Here is a 17,151-nt window from a genome sequence, read left to right as displayed (position 1 = left end):
TAGGAACTGATAAAATTCAAGTTCCTTTCTTTAGTAAAAGAAAAAAAGGGAATTTTAGTTTTTAAACAAGAAGCCTAGACCTAAACGACCTAAAAACTTTTTTTCAAAAGCCCAAAAGAATTTAAATTGTCCAAATACCCATCCAACTATAGGTAATGTTGCTTGATAAATAGGGAAAATTAATAAAATACGTAATGGCCAATAAATCCAAGCAGCAGTTGTTTCTTGGTGAAGCCCTAAGAAAGCTGTAATAGGTTTAGCAACCCAAGCTGCAAAAGAACCGTTAATAGCGAAAACAATTAGGATTGCTATGATTGCCCAATTATTTTCAATACCCCAACGTTGTTTTAATTTTTCCATAAGTAAATAATCGACTGCAAAAATAGTTAAAAGATTAAGTGCAGACAAATAGATTTTATTTAAAATCTCGTTGTCGTTTAGCTTCAAAAATTAATATAGCAGCAGCGACAGAAACATTCATAGAGTCTATTTCTCCTTGCATAGGAATGTTTATATTCTGAGTTGCTTTGTCACGCCATTCTTGTGTTAATCCAGTAGCTTCAGTTCCCACAACTAATGCAGTAGCTTGTTTGTAATCGTTTTTATGATACTCATTAGAATTTTGCAATGTGGCACTGTAAATATGAATATTTTGCTGTTGTAAAAAAGCAATAGTTTCATCTGTAGTTCCTACACCTATTTGATTGGTGAATAAGCAACCAACACTAGAACGTACAATATTAGGATTGAATAAATCTGTTTTTGGATTTGCTATTAATACTGCATCAATATTGGCTGCATCTGCCGATCGTAACATAGCTCCAATATTTCCAGGTTTTTCAATACCTTCTAATACTAAAACGAGTGGAGTAGGAGTGTTAAATTGGATAGAGTTCAACTCAAAACTTTTAGTTTTAACTACTGCAATTACGCCTTCGGTAGTATCTCGGTAAGCTAATTTTTGGTATACTTCTTTGGTTATTTCAATACAATTTGTTGTATGCTTTTGTATTTCCTGTAAACTTTTTTCTGAAAATAATTCAGGAACAAATAAAATTGTTTCTATTTGATAAGTTCCTTTAATTACTAAAGATATTTCACGTTTTCCTTCTACTAAAAACAATCCTTTTTTCTTTCGTTCTCTGGATTTGTCTTGTAGTTTTAATAAATCTTTTATGTAAGAATTTTGCGTACTGCTAATTATTTTCATGTTGCAAAAATATTGAATATAGCGTATTTGACTTACTAGTTTTCAGATAAATTTTGAAGTATAAAAAAAGCTCGGTTAGTACCGAGCTTCTTTGTTATTGATTTTTATACTTGTTGGAATATCGTTTCCATAATTTTGTTTGATGTGTTTCCAAACTAATTTTTCTTCCTTGTATAAAAGCGTCTGTTAAAATATTTGTTCGCATATCTAATGCATCACCTTCAGAAATAAATAAAGTTGCGTCTTTACCTACAGCTAAAGTTCCTACTTTATCGTTTACTCCTAAAATTTTTGCATTGTTTTCTGTAATCAGTTGTACAGCTTTTTCTTTGTCTAAACCATAAGCGGCATAAGTTCCAGCATAAAAAGGAAGATTTCTTGTATTCATACGTTCCATATCTCCTTCCATACCTAAACCTACTAAAATTCCCGCATCGCTTAGCATTTTAGCAGCACGGAAAGGTAAATCATAATCTTCATCTTCACCTCCAGGTAATCTGTGGGCTCTTTCTAAAATTACAGGGATATTATTGCTTTTTAATAAATCAGCTACTTTTTCTGCTTCTCTACCTTTTACAATTACAATATTCTTAATGCCAAGCTTTTTTAGAGTATTTACAGCATCTGTTATCGATTTTTGACCATTTACATGTACAAACATTTTTTGTGAACCATTTAATACTCCTTGTAAGGCTTCGTATGGTAAAATCTTTGCTTCTTTTTTTCCAGCTAAATAACTCTTAGCATTGGTAATGTATTTTTCTATATGATCAATACTTTTTTGGTAGTTTTTGTTAGGTTTAAAATTCCCAACACCACCAAAGCTCCAGCTTGTAGGTCTAAAACTACTAGGCCAATTCATATGAACACCATCATCTGTTTTTAAAACAGCGTCTTCCCAGTTCCAAGCATCGAATTGTACAACTGATGATGTTCCTGATATTACACCTCCTCTTGGAGTTATTTGTGCCATAAAAACACCATTAGGTCTCATACTTTCAACAACTTTACTTTCTGTATTGTAAGCAATAATACTACGTATATGAGGAAGCATATTTCCTATTTCATCAAAATCTCTGGTAGCTCTTACAGCATCAATTTCAGCTAAACCTAATGAAGTATTAGCAGCAATAAAACCAGGGTATACATGTTTTCCTTTGGCATTAATTACTGTACCTATACGAGCTATTCTCATATTAGCGCTACCAACAAAAGAAATTTTACCTTTAGAGAACATAATTAAAGAGTTTTCAATTACTTCTCCATTTCCTAAGTGAGCTGTAGCTCCCTCAATACTATAATCGGTAGTTTGTTTAGGAGCAGGCGTTTGTTGTGCCATTATATTTCCTATGAATAAGAAACACAATAGACTATATATTACTTTTAGTTTCATGTTTGTTTTTTTTAAGTTCTTATTCAGTATCACAGTGGAATAATTTTTTAGTTTTCTTAGAAGGTGCTTGAGTTTTAGCTCCTTTTAATTTTTCTTGTAACATCATATTAATCAATTTAGAACGTTCTTCTTTAATTGATTTTCTTTTTCGTAAATCGGCATCAATATCAAAGTAGATAGTACCATCAATAATTGTTTTTTCTGCTTTTGAATATACAGAAAGTGGGTTTCCACTCCATAAAACAACATCGGCATCTTTACCTTCTTTAATACTTCCAGTTTGTTGATCTAAGTGTAATAATTTAGCAGGGTTTATAGTTACTGTAGCCCAAGCTTCTTGTTCAGATAAACCACCATATTTTACCAATTTAGCTGCTTCTTGATTTAATCTTCGAGACATTTCCGCGTCATCAGAATTTATAGCAACCGTTACTCCTTGTCTGTGCATGATTGCTGCATTATATGGAATTGCATCATTTACCTCGTACTTATAAGCCCACCAGTCGGCAAATGTAGATCCACCAACACCGTGTTTTTTCATTTTATCAGCTACTTTATATCCTTCTAAAATATGTGTGAATGTGTTAATGTTGAAATCAAACATTTCAGCAACTTTCATTAACATATTGATTTCTGATTGCACATATGAGTGACATGAAATAAAACGCTCTTTATTTATAATTTCAGCCAAAGCTTCTAATTCTAAATCTTTACGGTATGGTTGACCACTTTTCTTTTTAGCATCGTATTCTTTAGCTCTTTGGAAGTAATCAATATAAACTTGTTCAACTCCCATACGTGTTTGTGGAAAACGTACAGTTTGTAAATCTCCCCAGTTTGATTGCTTTACATTTTCTCCTAAAGCAAACTTGATAAATTTTGGAGAGTTCTTGTAAATTAATTTATCTGCGTTTTCACCCCATTTTAATTTAAGTATTGCAGAACGCCCACCAATTGGGTTTGCCGAACCGTGTAATACTTGTATTGAAGTTACACCACCAGTTAAGTTTCTATAAATATTAATGTCATCAGGATTTACAACATCTTCTATAGTAACTTCAGCAGTTGAATTATGTCCTGCTTCATTTACTGCTGATGTAGCAATATGTGAATGTTCATCAACAATTCCGGCTGTTAAGTATTTTCCAGTTCCGTCAATAACTTTAGCTCCTCTAGAAGAAAGATTTTTACCTATTTGACTAATTTTCCCATTTTTAATTAAAACATCAGTATTGTTTAAAACAGCTCCATTTTCTGAAGTCCAAACTGTTGTGTTTTTTATTAAAATGTTTTCTTGCTTTGGCTTACTAGTATTACCATATCCAACATTTGGGTAAGTAACAGCTACTATTTCAGGAGTTTTATTTTTGTCTCCTTTTTTATCTTTTTTATCTTGCTTTTTAGAGTTAAAAACTGCTGACCATTGTGATGTGTTTCCATTATTATCTATAGCAGTTCCTTTTAAGTTTTTATCTTCTACAAAACTTGATAAGCGTGTGAAATTATCTCCTTCTCTCAAAGTAATAGTTACCCAGTTATCTTTGAAAGAAAATTTAGAATTCACTTTTTTATCACCTTGTTTTATAGTTGCTTTTTGTTTAGCTCCTTTTCCACTAATAGTCATGTTATATGTTTTACCATTAGTAGTTAAAGTGTATTCTCCAGAAAGGTCTTTAATGTTCATAGGGTTCACAACATTTTTGTCTCCTTGAACCCAGTTTTCGTATAAAGTAGTATTTTTATCAAAAATATCTCCCGAAGTAATTAAGAAGTTAGCATAACTTCCATTGTTTAAGTTTCCAATCTTAGTGTTTTTAAGAATATTAGCAGGAATTGTAGTTAAAGCTTCTAAAGCTTTTGTTTTGTTTAATCCATATTTTATAGCTTTTCTTAAGTTAGCTGTAAAGTCAGTTGCTTTTTTTAATTGATATGTTGTTAAAGCAAAAGGAACTTTATTTTTAGCTAATACTGATGGATTAGAAGGCTCTTGATTCCATTTACGCATATCGCTAAGTGCTACTTGATCAGCTAAAAAAGGATCGCTAACATCGTAAGCTTTTCTAAAATTAATAGGAATTATAAAAGTAGCATTGGTATTTTTTATATCATTAATACGCTCAAATTCGTCACCACCACCAACTATGGTATATTGAATTCCAAATTCGTCACCAACTTTATCAGCTCTTAAATCATCTAGATAGTTTCCTCCTCTAAAAATTTGAGCTAAATCTTTTTTATCATTTAATGCTTGTAAAGCTAAATCGGTATTCTTCATTTTACCTTTAGCATACCAATCAGCATCTAAATATGTTTGTCTTAACAAAGCCATTGCTCCCATACGAGAAGTTGGATATGTTTGACGCGATTTCTTACTTTTACTAAACGATAAATAGTTTCCTGATTCTTTGTCTAAAATTCTATAGGCATTAGTACTATTTGGGTTAAGTGCTACTAATACTCCGTTACCCTGCATAATACCGTCTTCTAAGTGTGTATTAACAACACCAAAACCTAAGTTTAATAACTCTTTAGCTTTTTTAGTATCAAATTTAAATTGATTTAAAGGATTAACATCAGGTCTAATATGATCGTTCCAATAATATCCTTTTCTACCAGCTTCGTACTGTGGACGTTTACCTGACCATCCTTCTCTTTTTGGTGTTTGTATACCAAAAGTAGTATAGACATCGATAAATGACGGATAAATAGTTTTTCCTTTTAAGTCAATTACTTGTGCATTTTTAGGAATAGAAACAGACTTTCCACTACTAATAACTTTTCCGTCTTTGATAAGTAGTGTTCCCTTTTTGATAATAGTGTTTGGATTTACATAAATTTTAGCATTGGTAAATGCAAATACATTGTTTTTTGATGTTTTGACTCCTTTGTTATTTGGAAAATATTCTTGTGCATACACTGTAGACAAACACATGAATAATAGGAGTAAGAGTGTTTTTTTCATTGATGATTACGTTGATTAATGGTTAAAGGTATCTTTTTCTAAAAAGAAAGTATAGCGTTTTAACAAATAATTAAGAATTATTAAAAGTAAAAATATTTTTCAAGAAATGATTTCAACCAAATTATAGCTAATGGTTGTATTTTAAAACATTATGCTATTATTTAAAACCAGTGTGTTTTGTGTATGAAAAAAAAATATTTGAACTTTAAACTAAGTTTTTGCAATGACTAGTCATAAAGCTATGAATGACTTAAAAAAAGTCGTAGAATGTTAATTAACTTTTAATAATATTATGAAGAGAGAAATTAAACATTACTGTAATATTTTTCTTGTTTTTTGCTTTTTTATTTCATGTCAAAAAGATCAAAAATGTTCTATTTCAGAAGATGGAATTTCTAAAATCAATTTTTTTAATAAAGAAATCAATTTTAAATACTGGAATGCTTCTACTTCAGATCAAAAGTATGATTTGTATGTTTCATCAGTGAATAATAATCAATTATTATTTGATAGATTTCTTGATAAAAATAGCGTAGAAAAATCTTTTGCAATTATTTTTTATGTAGATGGTGATCAAAAAGACTGGATAAGGAAAAGGGGTATAAATGCTAATAATGTTAAGGCATATCAATTATACTTTGGAAAAGAGAATACTATCAAGACTGATATTTATAAAAATAACAAGGGAAAATATGAAAAAATTAAAAAACTATCATCAGCAGTGAATTATATCTCAGCTAATGATATGTATAAAATAGCTGGGTTATTTAATGGAACTACTAGTATTTTTATGCTTGAAAATATTAATGAATCGTTCAATTATATTGATTTTAAACCAAATTCATTGAGAGAGTATGAATTAGAGAGTAACATAAGAACCTATTTAATAGAAGAAGGTGCTAGAGAAAGAGGAATATCTCTACAAGAGTTAAAAACAAAGAATAATTTTGAATTAATTTATGATGAAGATTTATCTGATGATAAATGTACTTCTCCTTGTAATTTTATAAGTGGAGGGCCATGTACATGGGTAAATGATAATCCAAGACCAGGATATTGGAATTGTCAGCCAAGAGTTACATGGTGCTTATTTAGAGAAGTAAAAAAAATAAGTAAATTACAAGAGCCTATAGCAAGTAAAAGGTCTAGAGAAGAAGAGGAAAATATATTATATTTATTAAGAGATGGTTTTTTATTCTTAAGTGATAAAGGAAAAGAGTTAATATCTCAATATTATGAGTTAAGTTCTTATTCAAAAGAACTATCTGATGAAACTATGAGAAGAATTAATAAAATAAAACCTTTAATAATAGATAAAGTAGAAGTGTTTATGAAAAATAGAGCATCTAAAAATATCTTGATATCAGAAAAAGAAAAGAATTCTTTTTTAGAGGTATTAGATTTTATGAAAAAGGATTATTCTTCACGTGATTATTACCTTTTAATTGAAAAAATTAAAAAAGAAGTTTTAGAATATTCAAACAAGAGCTCTTCACAAATAAATAGTATGATTTTGCAATAAAAATTAAAGAGGTTTTTTAAAACCTCTTTAATTTTCTAATTCAGTATTAATTTTCCAATTTTTTCATGTCCTGAAAGCCAAGCTGTATTCTCATCAACAAATTGAATGGCGTAGTATTTATCTTTACTAACTTCTTTCCATGAGATTCCACCATCATTAGAAAAAGAAACTCCTGTTTTACCTACTGCAAAAATTTCTTTCCCATTGGTGTTTGGTACATATTGTACACAACTTTTATAACTAGGGTTTTGATTGTTTGCAACAATAGTCCATGTTTTACCACCATCTTTGGTAATAGCTTTGTTAGCATAATTATCATCTTCTTTAGAATAGTTTCCCCCAATAGCAATACCGTTGTTTTCATCATAAAAATCAATAGAATAAATTCCTTGAGGGCCATCACCTTGTACAATTGGTGTATTGTAAACTTCCCAAGTGTTACCGTAATCTACAGACTTTAAAATTCTAGCTTTGCTACCACCAGAAGCTATCCATACGGTTTTATTTATAATAGCAATATTGGTATTACTTGCAGCAAAAAAGGCTTCTCCTTCTTCAAATTTTGGAAGTTTTTCACAAGGAAGTTTTGACCAAGTTATACCTCCATCAATAGTTAATAGGATAGAAGGACAATTTTCTGTAGGGTCTCCAACAGCAATTCCATGCAAGCCATCATCAAAAAATTTCATACAATCGTAAAATACTTTTTCATGTTCTTCTTTGTAAACTAGTGTATCTTTTTCTAGATTCACCTTAAATAACAAAGCAGGATTTGCAACTGAAAGAGCAAAAACTCCTTCTTTGTTCATAGCAATACTTCTAAAATTAGGAATGATAGAATCATTGTAATTTAGCCGTTTTATATCCCAAGATTTACCTCCGTCTTGAGTTAAACCGAGAGCACCTTTAGAACCAGCGTATAATAATTCGTTTTCGGAAATTACTTGTATAGCACGAATACTAATACTATCTTGTTTATATTCAGTTATTTTTACTGAATTTATATTTCTAGGAGTATACTCTTTTTTGCAAGAAAAAGAAATAATTACGACTAAAATTAAAAGTGAAATTCGTTTCATTTTTTGATATTTTTACAGAAATAAAAATAGATAAATCAATTTAATTCTATGAAGAAAGCATTAGTAATTTCTGGAGGTGGAAGTAAAGGAGCATTCGCAGGTGGCGTTGCTCAATATTTAATGAAAGAAAAAGGAAAGGATTACGATATGTTTTTAGGAACTTCAACAGGAAGTTTAATGGTTTCACACCTAGCTTTAGGGATGGTTGATGAATTAAAAGATGTTTATACTTCAGTAGACCAAAAATCTATTTTTAGTAACAGTCCTTTTAAAATTAGAAAAGTAAATGGCGCCAAAGTAATTTCTATTAGACACAGAAATACTTTTTGGAATTTTTTAAATGGACGAAAAACTTTTGGAGAAAGTAAGAATCTAAGAAAGCTGATAAAAAAAAGTGTTACTAAAAAGATGTACCACCAAATACGAAAAGCTAATAAAGATGTTGTAGTAACGGTTTCTAATTTAACAGCCAATCAAATTGAATATAAATCTATTTTAGATTGTAGTTATGATGATTTCTGCGATTGGGTTTGGGGTTCGTGCAATTATGTTCCTTTTATGAGTTTGTTAGAAAAAGACCATTGTCAATATGCAGATGGTGGTTTTGGTAGTTTAGTTCCTATTAGAGAAGCTATTTTAAGAGGAGCAAAAGAAGTAGATGCTATTATTTTAGCTACTGAAGTTACTCAAATAAATAGATTACCAGCTAGAAATCCATTTTCTTTAATGATGGATACTTTCGATTTTATGCTAGAAAATGTTGAAAAACATAATATTACTATAGGGAAGTTATCTGCTAAACAGCATGATGTAAAATTGAATCTATATTATACACCTACCGTTCTAACAACCAATTCTTTAGTTTTTGAGAAAGAGAAGATGAAAAAATGGTGGAAGTCTGGTTATAAATATGCTAAAAGATTGAATGAGGAAAAAATGAGTGAATTTAGACCTGAAATGATAGATAATCAAGAAATAGAAGAAGGATTAGAAAACTCTTAGTTTTATGAAATTTGGAAAGGTAGATCATCCAGAATTAATAGATTTTTCATTACCTGTTACACATACAAAAACAGTTGATTTGTTAAGTTCTCAAGAGAAGGCAAATGAATTGAATGTTTATGTAGGTTGTGCTAAATGGAACAAGGCCGATTTAAAAGGTTTTTATCCTAGAGGAACTAAAGATGAATTAGTATATTACTCTAAGCAATTCAATTCGATAGAGTTGAATGCTACTTTTTATCGTCAATTTTCAGCAGAACAATTTGATAAATGGAGATTGAAAACACCTGAAAACTTTAAGTTTTTCCCTAAGTTAGGGCAGGAGATAAGTCATTGGAAACGTTTACAAGGTGTACAAGATGCAGTTAATTTGTATTTAGATAATTCGGCACATTTAAAAGAAAAGTTAGGGACTATTTTTTTACAAATGCATTCTAATTTTGGGCCTAAAAACTTTGAAGCACTAAAGAACTTTGTTGTAAGCTGGCCAAAAGGAATTCCACTAGCAGTAGAATTAAGACACAAAGATTGGTATGAAGATTCATCTATTTTTGATGAGTTTACAAAGTTGTTAGAAGAAAATCAGATAGCCAATGTATTAGTTGACACAGCAGGAAGAAGAGATATGGCTCATATGCGTTTAACTAATAACGAAGCGTTTGTACGATATGTAGGAGCTAATCATGTATCAGATTACACTCGTTTAGACGATTGGGTTGTAAGATTAAAAGAATGGGTTGATTTAGGTTTGGAGAATATTCACTTTTTTATACATCAGAATTTAGAAGTAGAATCTCCATTATTAGCAGCACATTTTATTAAGAAATTGAATAAAGAATTAAGTATTAATTTAAAAATACCAAACGAAGATAATGGTCAACAAATGAGTTTGTTGTAAATAAAAAGACCAGCTTTAAAGCTGGTCTTTTTATTTTTATTTTAAATCAACATACATGTTGTTGTAATCAATATTACTCATAGATGAATTCCAAGGAGTATGAGTTCTTGTTGTTAGTGCTGAAGGAAAACCTTTAGAACCTGTAGTAATATATTGAATAGTTCTTTGTAATAAAGGTTCTGTAGGATCACCAATAACTCCTAAGTTTCCAGGGTTTTCTTCCAAAGTTACTTCAGGAATAAAACCTTCTGGTTTGTTTTCTCCATTTTTGTTCTGAATTTCTAAAACAATAGGTTGCATAGCCCATGTATGATTCGTTCTAAAATTAGGACCATTTTTTCTAAAGTTTTCAGAATCATATAAAGTAATAGAACCTACGTGTTTACCATAAGTTTGAACTCCAACTAATTTTACATCAATATATGGAGATAAAGCATTTATTATAAGTTCAGAAGCAGAAGCAGTATTATCCGATACTATAAAATAAACTGTACCTAAGTTTAAACTATTAATAGCTTCATCTAAAACTACATTACCGCTAGCGTCTTTATTTAAAATTTGATCGGTAAAATTGTTGATTAACTGATTAGGGTTAGTTACTGCCATTACTTTACTATTCCAAACTTGTTTAGAAAAAAGTTCATCTTTAAATTGTCCAGTAACCATACTACCTAAATAAACAGCAGTTTGTACAGAACCACCACCATTATATCTTAAATCAATAATTAAATCGTCAATAGCATCATTTTTAAATTTTAAAAATTCAGCGTTTAAGTCACCATCAAAAGAATTAGAAAATTGATTATACATAATGTAACCAATCTTTCTACTACCGCTAGTAATAACCTTAGCTTCTTTTATTGGGTTCTCAATTAATTGCGATTTGGTTAATGAAATAGTTGTTCCATTAGCAACAGGATTTCCAGCGTTATAGTCAGCTAAATGGATAGTAAATGAATCATTGTTAAATAATGAATTAACATTTGCTTCAGTAATAGTAGTACCATTTACTTGAGTAATTAGCATTCCTCTTGTAACTCCATTAGTTTCTGCATTAGAACCTTTAGCAACATCATAAACATAAACATAATAACCACCAGAACCATCTGAAAAACTTTTCCCCTTAACTTTCATACCAGTAGTTAAACGATTACTTTGAAAAGCTTGTTCCAAAGCAACATAGTCATCAACAATCCAAGAATAAGTTCTATTAGGATCTTTTGGATATTCATTAGGCATATATAATAAGCTGCTAAAAAAAGCAGCAGGATCATTTTTAGTAGATAAATAACTGTATAGTTCTTGATCGTTAGAAAAACGTCTATCAGATAAATCAGGAACTTGATCTTGCCATAAATAATAAGCATTCAAACCTTTCCAAACAAAGTTAGGGATTTGAATATTTGCTGGAGTATCATCTTTATCGCTACAAGAGGTTATTGATACTATTAAAAAGGCAATTAAAAATACTTTAAGTAATTTCATATGGAATATATTAGCTATAATACAACGCAATTTAATCAATAATATTATTTTTTTTGAAATTGATGTAACAAACTTGTAACTACGTCGTCGTAGTTATGTAAACCTTAAAATAATAAACGAATTTATAGGATTTTACATTAAACTAATTAACTAAACAATGAACCAATCAGACTTTTTAAAAGTTGTACTACCATTTAAAGACAAAGTCTTTCGATTAGCAAAAAGACTTTTGGTTTCCAGAGAGGAAGCTGAAGATGCTACGCAAGAATTGTATTTTAAATTGTGGAGAAACAAAGAGAAATTGTCTAATTACAAAAATGTCGAAGCATTTGCTATGACGATGACGAAAAATTATTGCTACGATCGATTAAAATCAAAGCAAGCTAGTAATTTAACACTAGTTCATAGTAATTATAAAGAAAAAGATACGTCTTTAGACAAGAGAGTAGAACATAATGATAGTGTAAACCAAGTACATAAACTAATTGAAAAATTACCTGAACAACAGAAAATAATTATTCAGTTAAGAGATATAGAACAATACGATTTTGATGAGATTTGCAAAATGGTGGACATGAAACCAACCGCTGTTAGAGTAGCCTTATCAAGAGCAAGAAAAACAATAAGACAAGAACTAATAAAAAAACATAACTATGGAGTTAGCTAACATAGAAAAATTAGTAGATAAATACTTAGAGGCAGAAACAACTCTTCAAGAAGAACAAGTATTACAAGACTACTTTACTTCAGGAAATGTGGCACCACATTTAGAAGAATACAGTATGCTTTTCGGGTATTTTAAACAAAGCAAAGATGAAACCTTTACAAAAACCATTCAGTTAAAACCTGAGAAAACTAAGAAGAACTGGAAATGGTTATCAGTAGCAGCGTCAGTAGTCTTATTGTTTAGTGTTTTTGTAGGAAAACAAAGGTATGATGAGCATCAACAAGAGAAACAATTGCTAGCACAGTTTACGGAAGTAAAAAAAGCGTTGCAAATGGTTTCAGTCAATTTAAACAAAGGAAACGAAGCATTGTATGCAGTTTCAAACAACTTAAACAAAGGAAATGAAGCCATTGAACAATTGAATACCTACGGAGAAACTGTAAACAAAGTTATAAACAAAGTAAATTATTAAGTAAACCACAAGTAAACCAAGTACTTTTAAATTAAGAAAATCATGAAAAAAATAATATTATTATTCGCGTTTGTTATCACAGCAAATTTTAGTTTTGGACAATCATTGTTTGATAAATTAGAAGATATTGATGAAGTGTCATCAGTTGTTATAACAAAAGATGCTTTTGAATTAATTAAAAAATTCCCAGATGCTAAATCTGAAGACATGGAAATTTTTAATACTGCAAAAGGATTAAACGAATTAAAAGTGTTTTCAACGGAAGATTCTAACATTGCTTCAAGAATGGAAAGCATGGTGAATTCGGCAATTAAAGGATCTAATTTAACACAATTAATGAGAGTTAAAGACAAAGGATCTAGAGTGAAAATTTACGTGAAAGCTACTAAAAATAAAGATATTGTTAGTGAAGTGTTAATGTTTGTAAAAAACTCTAACAAAGGAAATAAAAATGGTAAATTAAGCTCAACTATTATTTCTTTAACTGGTGATATTGATGTAAATAAATTATCTAAAATAGCTAGTAAATATTCTGATAAAAAGAAATAATTAAAACCAAATAACAAAAATGGAAGTTGAGAAAATCTCAACTTCTATTTGCTAATCAATAAAAATACTCTGATGAAAAAACTATTTATATATTCATTATTATTAGTGGCATTTGCTACTATTTCCTGTAAAAAAGAACAATCATTACAAGGTTATTTAGTAGAAAGCCAAGACAAAAAAGGATTTATTTCTCTTGATTTACCTGCTAGTCTTTTACAGTTAAGTGCAGATAACGCATCAGAGGAAGATAAAAAAGCTTACGAAAGTATTCGTAAAATAAATGTTACAGGATTACCTTTTAAAGATACCGATGAGGCTACTTATGAAGCTGAAAAGAATAAACTAAAAGAGATTTTTAAGAATTCTGATTATAAAAGGTTAATAAATTTCAAAAAAGATGGAGCAACAGCAGTGATTTATTACACAGGTGAAGCAGATGCTATTGATGAAATTATTGCTTTTGGGTATAGCAAAGAAATGGGAGTAGGAATTGCTCGTCTTTTAGGAGATAATATGAATCCTGCAAAAATTATGGATATGATGAAAAAGTCTAAATTAGATGAAAAGAATTTAGATTTTGGAAAGTTCAAATCTATCTTAGGGGAAAATGTTATAAAATCGGAAGAAAGAAAAGAGATTAAAGTAAAAGTAACAGAATAATTATAATTCTAAACTTAAATTAAAGACAGCTAAAATGTATGCATACATTTTAGCTGTTTTTTTGTTTTTATAGAATTTTTTTAATTAAAATATCAAAAAATTAAAAATATTTTATTTAAAATTAATTTATGGAAACCCTTGTTTTAATAGGGGATTTGTAATTTTTTTAGAAAAAAAATAAATAATTTTCATTAAAGTGTTGTTTTTTAGATATAAAGCTGTAGTTTTGGCAGCCAATAATTAAACTTTAGTTAAGTATACTAGTCATCTATAAATTATAGTTGGTTATTGAAAAAATAAGCGATAGCATAGCCCCCCGGATGCAATTGAATTACATAATGAAGCTATATAACTTCATTATTGTGTAAAGTCTACTTATGAAAATATTTCATTTCTTAGAAATATAGCATAAAGAGATTAATTACTTCGGTAGGAATACCTTTTTGAACAAACGGTTTGGCTGATTTGTTTCCCTTATTTTTTATTAAATCAAAATTATAATTAACAAAAAAATATTTTTCAACGTGAAAAAATATATTGGATATACAATACTTTCATTGTGTTTAGCAATGGTTGTATCATGTAAAAATGATGAAGTTTTAGTAGAAAAAAACTTAGAACTGTCAAAAGGACAATTTTTAAACGATGACATTCCAGATGGAATAAGTAACGTAAAAATTAAAGAAATAAAAAGTAATGGAGCCTCAAGATCTGAAGTAGAAGCTAACTGTGTAGAAAAAGAGGTAAGTTTTGATAAAACCGATTCAGATTTTTTCTTAATCAATCCTAATGGTAGTTTATTATGGCCTGGTAATATAGTCGCTCTTAGATCAATTCAAAATGGAGCGCCAACATCTGTGCCTTTTTATGATCAAGATAGAAACTCAATAGAAATAGGTTTAGACGTCATTTCTGGAACAGCTGCATCAACTTCTACAGTAGTGGGAAGCCCTTCTCCTGGTACTGTTAGAAATGAGTTAAATAGAATTCTGGGGAATTACTATGACTCTGGTGCTAGCTTTCCAGCGGCGTTTGAAGTTTCTATAGAAAGAGTTCACAATGCAAGTGATTTACAATTTGCTTTAAAAGCTGGATACTCAGGATATGGAGTAGATGTTGCGGGACAATTAGGAATCAATTTTAATGAACAAAAAACTCGTTATGTTGTAACATTAAAACAACGCTTTTTTACAGCAACAGTTACTCCTAAAGCACAGTTAATTGGTAAAAGAGGTTGGTATAATACTAATGTAACACCAGACGATTTAGCTCCTTATATAACTGATTTTAAAAGTGATGTTTCAAATGTAGATATAAACCCAGCTGGTTATGTTGAATCGGTAACTTATGGTAGATTATTCACATTGATTTATGAATCATCTGAAAGTGCAAGAAATGTATCGGCTGCATTAAATTTTGCATATAAAGGTGCTATAGGTTCAATAACGGCTGACGCTTCTACAAAATATAGTCAAACATTGCAAAATACTACAGTAAAGGTTAAACAAATAGGAGGTGACGCTCAACCTGGTATAACTGCAGGGTTAAGAGCCATGGCAGGTGATTTAAATGCTATAAATTCTTTCTTAGAAAAAGGAGCAAATGTATCGAGAACAAACCCAGGATACCCAATTTCATATAAGGTTAATTATGTGTCAAATAACGCTCCATTTAAAGTTACTAGTAATGTTAAATATACCCAAAGAGACTGCGAATTAGTAACTAGAAGAAAGGTAAGGTTTAATCCTTTAACTGTTTCAACTAATTATTGGGGATATGATCATGGTACTTCGGGATTAGAATTATTTGGATCATTCAGTGTGCAAAAATATAATGAAAGTACTAATACTTGGTATAATGTAGATTCTTCAATCCACTGGGGGTTTGGTAGAGAACATTCAGTAAGAGATTTTTACGGTTTTAATACGACAAAAAACATTTGGAATCGTAGTAAGTTTATAGATTTTGAAATAGATGAGATTAATGGTGAACGTTTTAGAATTGTTTCCGTAGCTGGTGAAGCTGATGCTAGATATGTAGTTCAAGATGATGGAGGTACTGCAGTTATTATATATGAATATAATGCTGAAAGTAAAGAATGGGTTGGTCATGATAGTCGTAATAAAAGAATTACGGTACCAAATACAAATAATGGTAGTAAGTTTGAATTCTTAAATTCTATTGATGGATATTATGGAGGTGAATATGATAGAATTTCATTATTATATAATATTTACTTTTTAGATTAAACTTTAAATAAATAAATAAAAAATGGAGGTGTTACTTTTAATAACATCTCCATTATATTTTATATAGTAGTTTAAAAACTAAGCTTGTTTATTTTTTACTGATAGTAAGGTGTTTTTTAATAACATAGCAATAGTCATTGGTCCAACTCCACCAGGAACAGGGGTTATAAAATCTGATTTTTTAGAAACTTCATCAAAAGCAACATCACCTACTAAACGAAAACCTCTTTTTTTAGAAGGATCGGCAACACGAGTGATTCCAACATCAATTACAGTTACATTATCTTTAACCATATCTGCCTTTAAAAACTCAGGAATACCAATAGCTGCTATAATAATATCAGCTTGTAAAGTTATTTCTTTTAAGTTTTGAGTTCTACTATGAGTTAAAGTAACTGTAGCATTACCTACTTTTCTTTTTTGAGATAGTAATATACTCATTGGACTTCCAACTATATGACTACGTCCAATTACAACTACATTTTTACCACTAGTTTCTACATTATAACGATCTAATAATTCTAAAATACCAAAAGGTGTAGCAGAGATAAAAGTAGGTAAGTTTAAAGCCATTTTTCCAACATTAGTTGGATGAAAACCGTCTACATCCTTATTAGGATCTATAGCCATTATTATTTTTTGTTCATCAATGTGATCGGGTAGAGGAAGTTGAACTATAAAACCGTCGATATCATTGTCAACATTTAAAATATTTATTTCGTTTAATAATTCTTCTTCAGTAGTTTCTTCAGGTAATCTAATTAAAGTCGATTCAAAACCAACACGCTCGCAAGCTTTTACTTTAGCATTTACATAGGTTAAACTCGCTCCATCATTACCTACTATTACAGCAGCTAAATGAGGTGTTTTTTTATCTTGGTTTTTTAATTCTAATACTTCTAGAGCAATTTCTTCTTTAATGTTGGCGGATGTTTTTTTACCGTCTAGTAAAATCATTTTTAGTGTGTTGTGGGTTTGTTGTTAAGTTGTATATAAAAAAAAG

15 protein-coding genes are annotated in these 17,151 nt (G+C 29.8%); 8 read left to right on the top strand and 7 right to left on the bottom strand.

Annotation, left to right across the window (positions count from 1 at the left end; genetic code table 11):
- Nucleotides 1-54 precede the first annotated feature (54 nt).
- From ACOQN8_RS16885 to ACOQN8_RS16870, 4 genes are all read right to left on the bottom strand, one after another.
- On the bottom strand, nucleotides 55-360 hold the full coding sequence (locus tag ACOQN8_RS16885) for a DUF6787 family protein (RefSeq protein WP_235274740.1): 306 nt from the start codon (nucleotides 358-360) through the stop codon (nucleotides 55-57).
- 55 nt (nucleotides 361-415) lie between these two features.
- Entirely contained in the window at nucleotides 416-1,210 is a 795-nt protein-coding gene (locus ACOQN8_RS16880) for a TrmH family RNA methyltransferase (protein ID WP_420553579.1), read from the bottom strand.
- A gap of 94 nt (nucleotides 1,211-1,304) precedes the next feature.
- Nucleotides 1,305-2,603 carry an amidohydrolase family protein gene (locus ACOQN8_RS16875; RefSeq protein ID WP_420553578.1) on the bottom strand — a complete coding sequence of 433 codons (1,299 nt, stop codon included), beginning with the start codon at nucleotides 2,601-2,603 and terminating at the stop codon, nucleotides 1,305-1,307.
- 19 nt (nucleotides 2,604-2,622) lie between these two features.
- A complete protein-coding gene (locus tag ACOQN8_RS16870; protein ID WP_420553577.1) occupies nucleotides 2,623-5,565 on the bottom strand; it encodes an amidohydrolase family protein in 2,943 nt (980 codons plus the stop codon).
- Between the two features lie 292 nt (nucleotides 5,566-5,857).
- On the opposite strand from ACOQN8_RS16870, the gene ACOQN8_RS16865 reads away from it, so the two are divergent.
- Nucleotides 5,858-7,087, top strand: coding sequence for a hypothetical protein (locus ACOQN8_RS16865; RefSeq protein WP_420553576.1), 1,230 nt, complete (start codon nucleotides 5,858-5,860; stop codon nucleotides 7,085-7,087).
- Between the two features lie 35 nt (nucleotides 7,088-7,122).
- On the opposite strand, the gene ACOQN8_RS16860 is transcribed toward ACOQN8_RS16865, so the two are convergent.
- Complete coding sequence (locus ACOQN8_RS16860) at nucleotides 7,123-8,166, bottom strand: WD40/YVTN/BNR-like repeat-containing protein (RefSeq protein ID WP_420553575.1); 1,044 nt, start codon at nucleotides 8,164-8,166, stop codon at nucleotides 7,123-7,125.
- 48 nt (nucleotides 8,167-8,214) lie between these two features.
- On the opposite strand from ACOQN8_RS16860, the gene ACOQN8_RS16855 reads away from it, so the two are divergent.
- Both ACOQN8_RS16855 and ACOQN8_RS16850 read left to right on the top strand, forming a co-directional pair.
- Nucleotides 8,215-9,168, top strand: a complete 954-nt coding sequence (locus ACOQN8_RS16855; protein ID WP_150899607.1) for a patatin-like phospholipase family protein — start codon at nucleotides 8,215-8,217, stop codon at nucleotides 9,166-9,168.
- 4 nt (nucleotides 9,169-9,172) lie between these two features.
- Complete coding sequence (locus tag ACOQN8_RS16850) at nucleotides 9,173-10,066, top strand: DUF72 domain-containing protein (protein ID WP_420553574.1); 894 nt, start codon at nucleotides 9,173-9,175, stop codon at nucleotides 10,064-10,066.
- 36 nt (nucleotides 10,067-10,102) lie between these two features.
- Here the strand turns inward: ACOQN8_RS16850 and ACOQN8_RS16845 are convergent, their stop codons facing one another.
- Entirely contained in the window at nucleotides 10,103-11,551 is a 1,449-nt protein-coding gene (locus ACOQN8_RS16845) for a S41 family peptidase (protein ID WP_420553573.1), read from the bottom strand.
- A 157-nt stretch (nucleotides 11,552-11,708) separates the two neighbouring features.
- Here ACOQN8_RS16845 and ACOQN8_RS16840 point away from each other — a divergent pair, with 157 nt between their 5' ends.
- The 5 genes from ACOQN8_RS16840 (at nucleotide 11,709) to ACOQN8_RS16820 (ending at nucleotide 16,148) form a co-directional block, all read left to right on the top strand.
- Nucleotides 11,709-12,218 carry an RNA polymerase sigma factor gene (locus tag ACOQN8_RS16840; protein ID WP_150899604.1) on the top strand — a complete coding sequence of 170 codons (510 nt, stop codon included), beginning with the start codon at nucleotides 11,709-11,711 and terminating at the stop codon, nucleotides 12,216-12,218.
- Nucleotides 12,205-12,690, top strand: coding sequence for a hypothetical protein (locus ACOQN8_RS16835; protein ID WP_235274748.1), 486 nt, complete (start codon nucleotides 12,205-12,207; stop codon nucleotides 12,688-12,690). The genes ACOQN8_RS16840 and ACOQN8_RS16835 overlap by 14 nt, the downstream gene beginning before the upstream one ends.
- Before the next feature lie 42 nt (nucleotides 12,691-12,732).
- Nucleotides 12,733-13,239 (top strand): DUF4252 domain-containing protein, encoded by a 507-nt coding sequence (locus ACOQN8_RS16830; protein WP_150899602.1) that lies wholly within the window; start codon nucleotides 12,733-12,735, stop codon nucleotides 13,237-13,239.
- Nucleotides 13,240-13,311: 72 nt separating this feature from the next.
- Nucleotides 13,312-13,899: a DUF4252 domain-containing protein gene (locus ACOQN8_RS16825; RefSeq protein ID WP_272149561.1), complete on the top strand. Its 588-nt coding sequence runs from the start codon at nucleotides 13,312-13,314 to the stop codon at nucleotides 13,897-13,899.
- Between the two features lie 524 nt (nucleotides 13,900-14,423).
- Nucleotides 14,424-16,148 carry a thiol-activated cytolysin family protein gene (locus ACOQN8_RS16820; protein WP_420553572.1) on the top strand — a complete coding sequence of 575 codons (1,725 nt, stop codon included), beginning with the start codon at nucleotides 14,424-14,426 and terminating at the stop codon, nucleotides 16,146-16,148.
- Between the two features lie 78 nt (nucleotides 16,149-16,226).
- On the opposite strand, the gene folD is transcribed toward ACOQN8_RS16820, so the two are convergent.
- On the bottom strand, nucleotides 16,227-17,105 hold the full coding sequence (folD, locus tag ACOQN8_RS16815; RefSeq protein WP_150899599.1) for a bifunctional methylenetetrahydrofolate dehydrogenase/methenyltetrahydrofolate cyclohydrolase FolD: 879 nt from the start codon (nucleotides 17,103-17,105) through the stop codon (nucleotides 16,227-16,229).
- Nucleotides 17,106-17,151 lie beyond the last annotated feature (46 nt).

This window comes from Tenacibaculum aiptasiae (assembly GCF_965221665.1).
In the GTDB taxonomy this organism is placed as follows: domain Bacteria; phylum Bacteroidota; class Bacteroidia; order Flavobacteriales; family Flavobacteriaceae; genus Polaribacter; species Polaribacter aiptasiae.
The sequence above is the reverse complement of the archived record's forward strand: the minus strand, read 5'-3'. Positions and strand labels throughout refer to the sequence as shown.

Bases quoted from the DNA above. Each gene is read 5' to 3' on its own strand.
- ACOQN8_RS16885 (WP_235274740.1), bottom strand. From the start codon at position 360: ATGGAAAAATTAAAACAACGTTGGGGTATTGAAAATAATTGGGCAATC.
- ACOQN8_RS16880 (WP_420553579.1), bottom strand. From the start codon at position 1,210: ATGAAAATAATTAGCAGTACGCAAAATTCTTACATAAAAGATTTATTA.
- ACOQN8_RS16875 (WP_420553578.1), bottom strand. From the start codon at position 2,603: ATGAAACTAAAAGTAATATATAGTCTATTGTGTTTCTTATTCATAGGA.
- ACOQN8_RS16870 (WP_420553577.1), bottom strand. From the start codon at position 5,565: ATGAAAAAAACACTCTTACTCCTATTATTCATGTGTTTGTCTACAGTG.
- ACOQN8_RS16865 (WP_420553576.1), top strand. From the start codon at position 5,858: ATGAAGAGAGAAATTAAACATTACTGTAATATTTTTCTTGTTTTTTGC.
- ACOQN8_RS16860 (WP_420553575.1), bottom strand. From the start codon at position 8,166: ATGAAACGAATTTCACTTTTAATTTTAGTCGTAATTATTTCTTTTTCT.
- ACOQN8_RS16855 (WP_150899607.1), top strand. From the start codon at position 8,215: ATGAAGAAAGCATTAGTAATTTCTGGAGGTGGAAGTAAAGGAGCATTC.
- ACOQN8_RS16850 (WP_420553574.1), top strand. From the start codon at position 9,173: ATGAAATTTGGAAAGGTAGATCATCCAGAATTAATAGATTTTTCATTA.
- ACOQN8_RS16845 (WP_420553573.1), bottom strand. From the start codon at position 11,551: ATGAAATTACTTAAAGTATTTTTAATTGCCTTTTTAATAGTATCAATA.
- ACOQN8_RS16840 (WP_150899604.1), top strand. From the start codon at position 11,709: ATGAACCAATCAGACTTTTTAAAAGTTGTACTACCATTTAAAGACAAA.
- ACOQN8_RS16835 (WP_235274748.1), top strand. From the start codon at position 12,205: ATGGAGTTAGCTAACATAGAAAAATTAGTAGATAAATACTTAGAGGCA.
- ACOQN8_RS16830 (WP_150899602.1), top strand. From the start codon at position 12,733: ATGAAAAAAATAATATTATTATTCGCGTTTGTTATCACAGCAAATTTT.
- ACOQN8_RS16825 (WP_272149561.1), top strand. From the start codon at position 13,312: ATGAAAAAACTATTTATATATTCATTATTATTAGTGGCATTTGCTACT.
- folD (WP_150899599.1), bottom strand. From the start codon at position 17,105: ATGATTTTACTAGACGGTAAAAAAACATCCGCCAACATTAAAGAAGAA.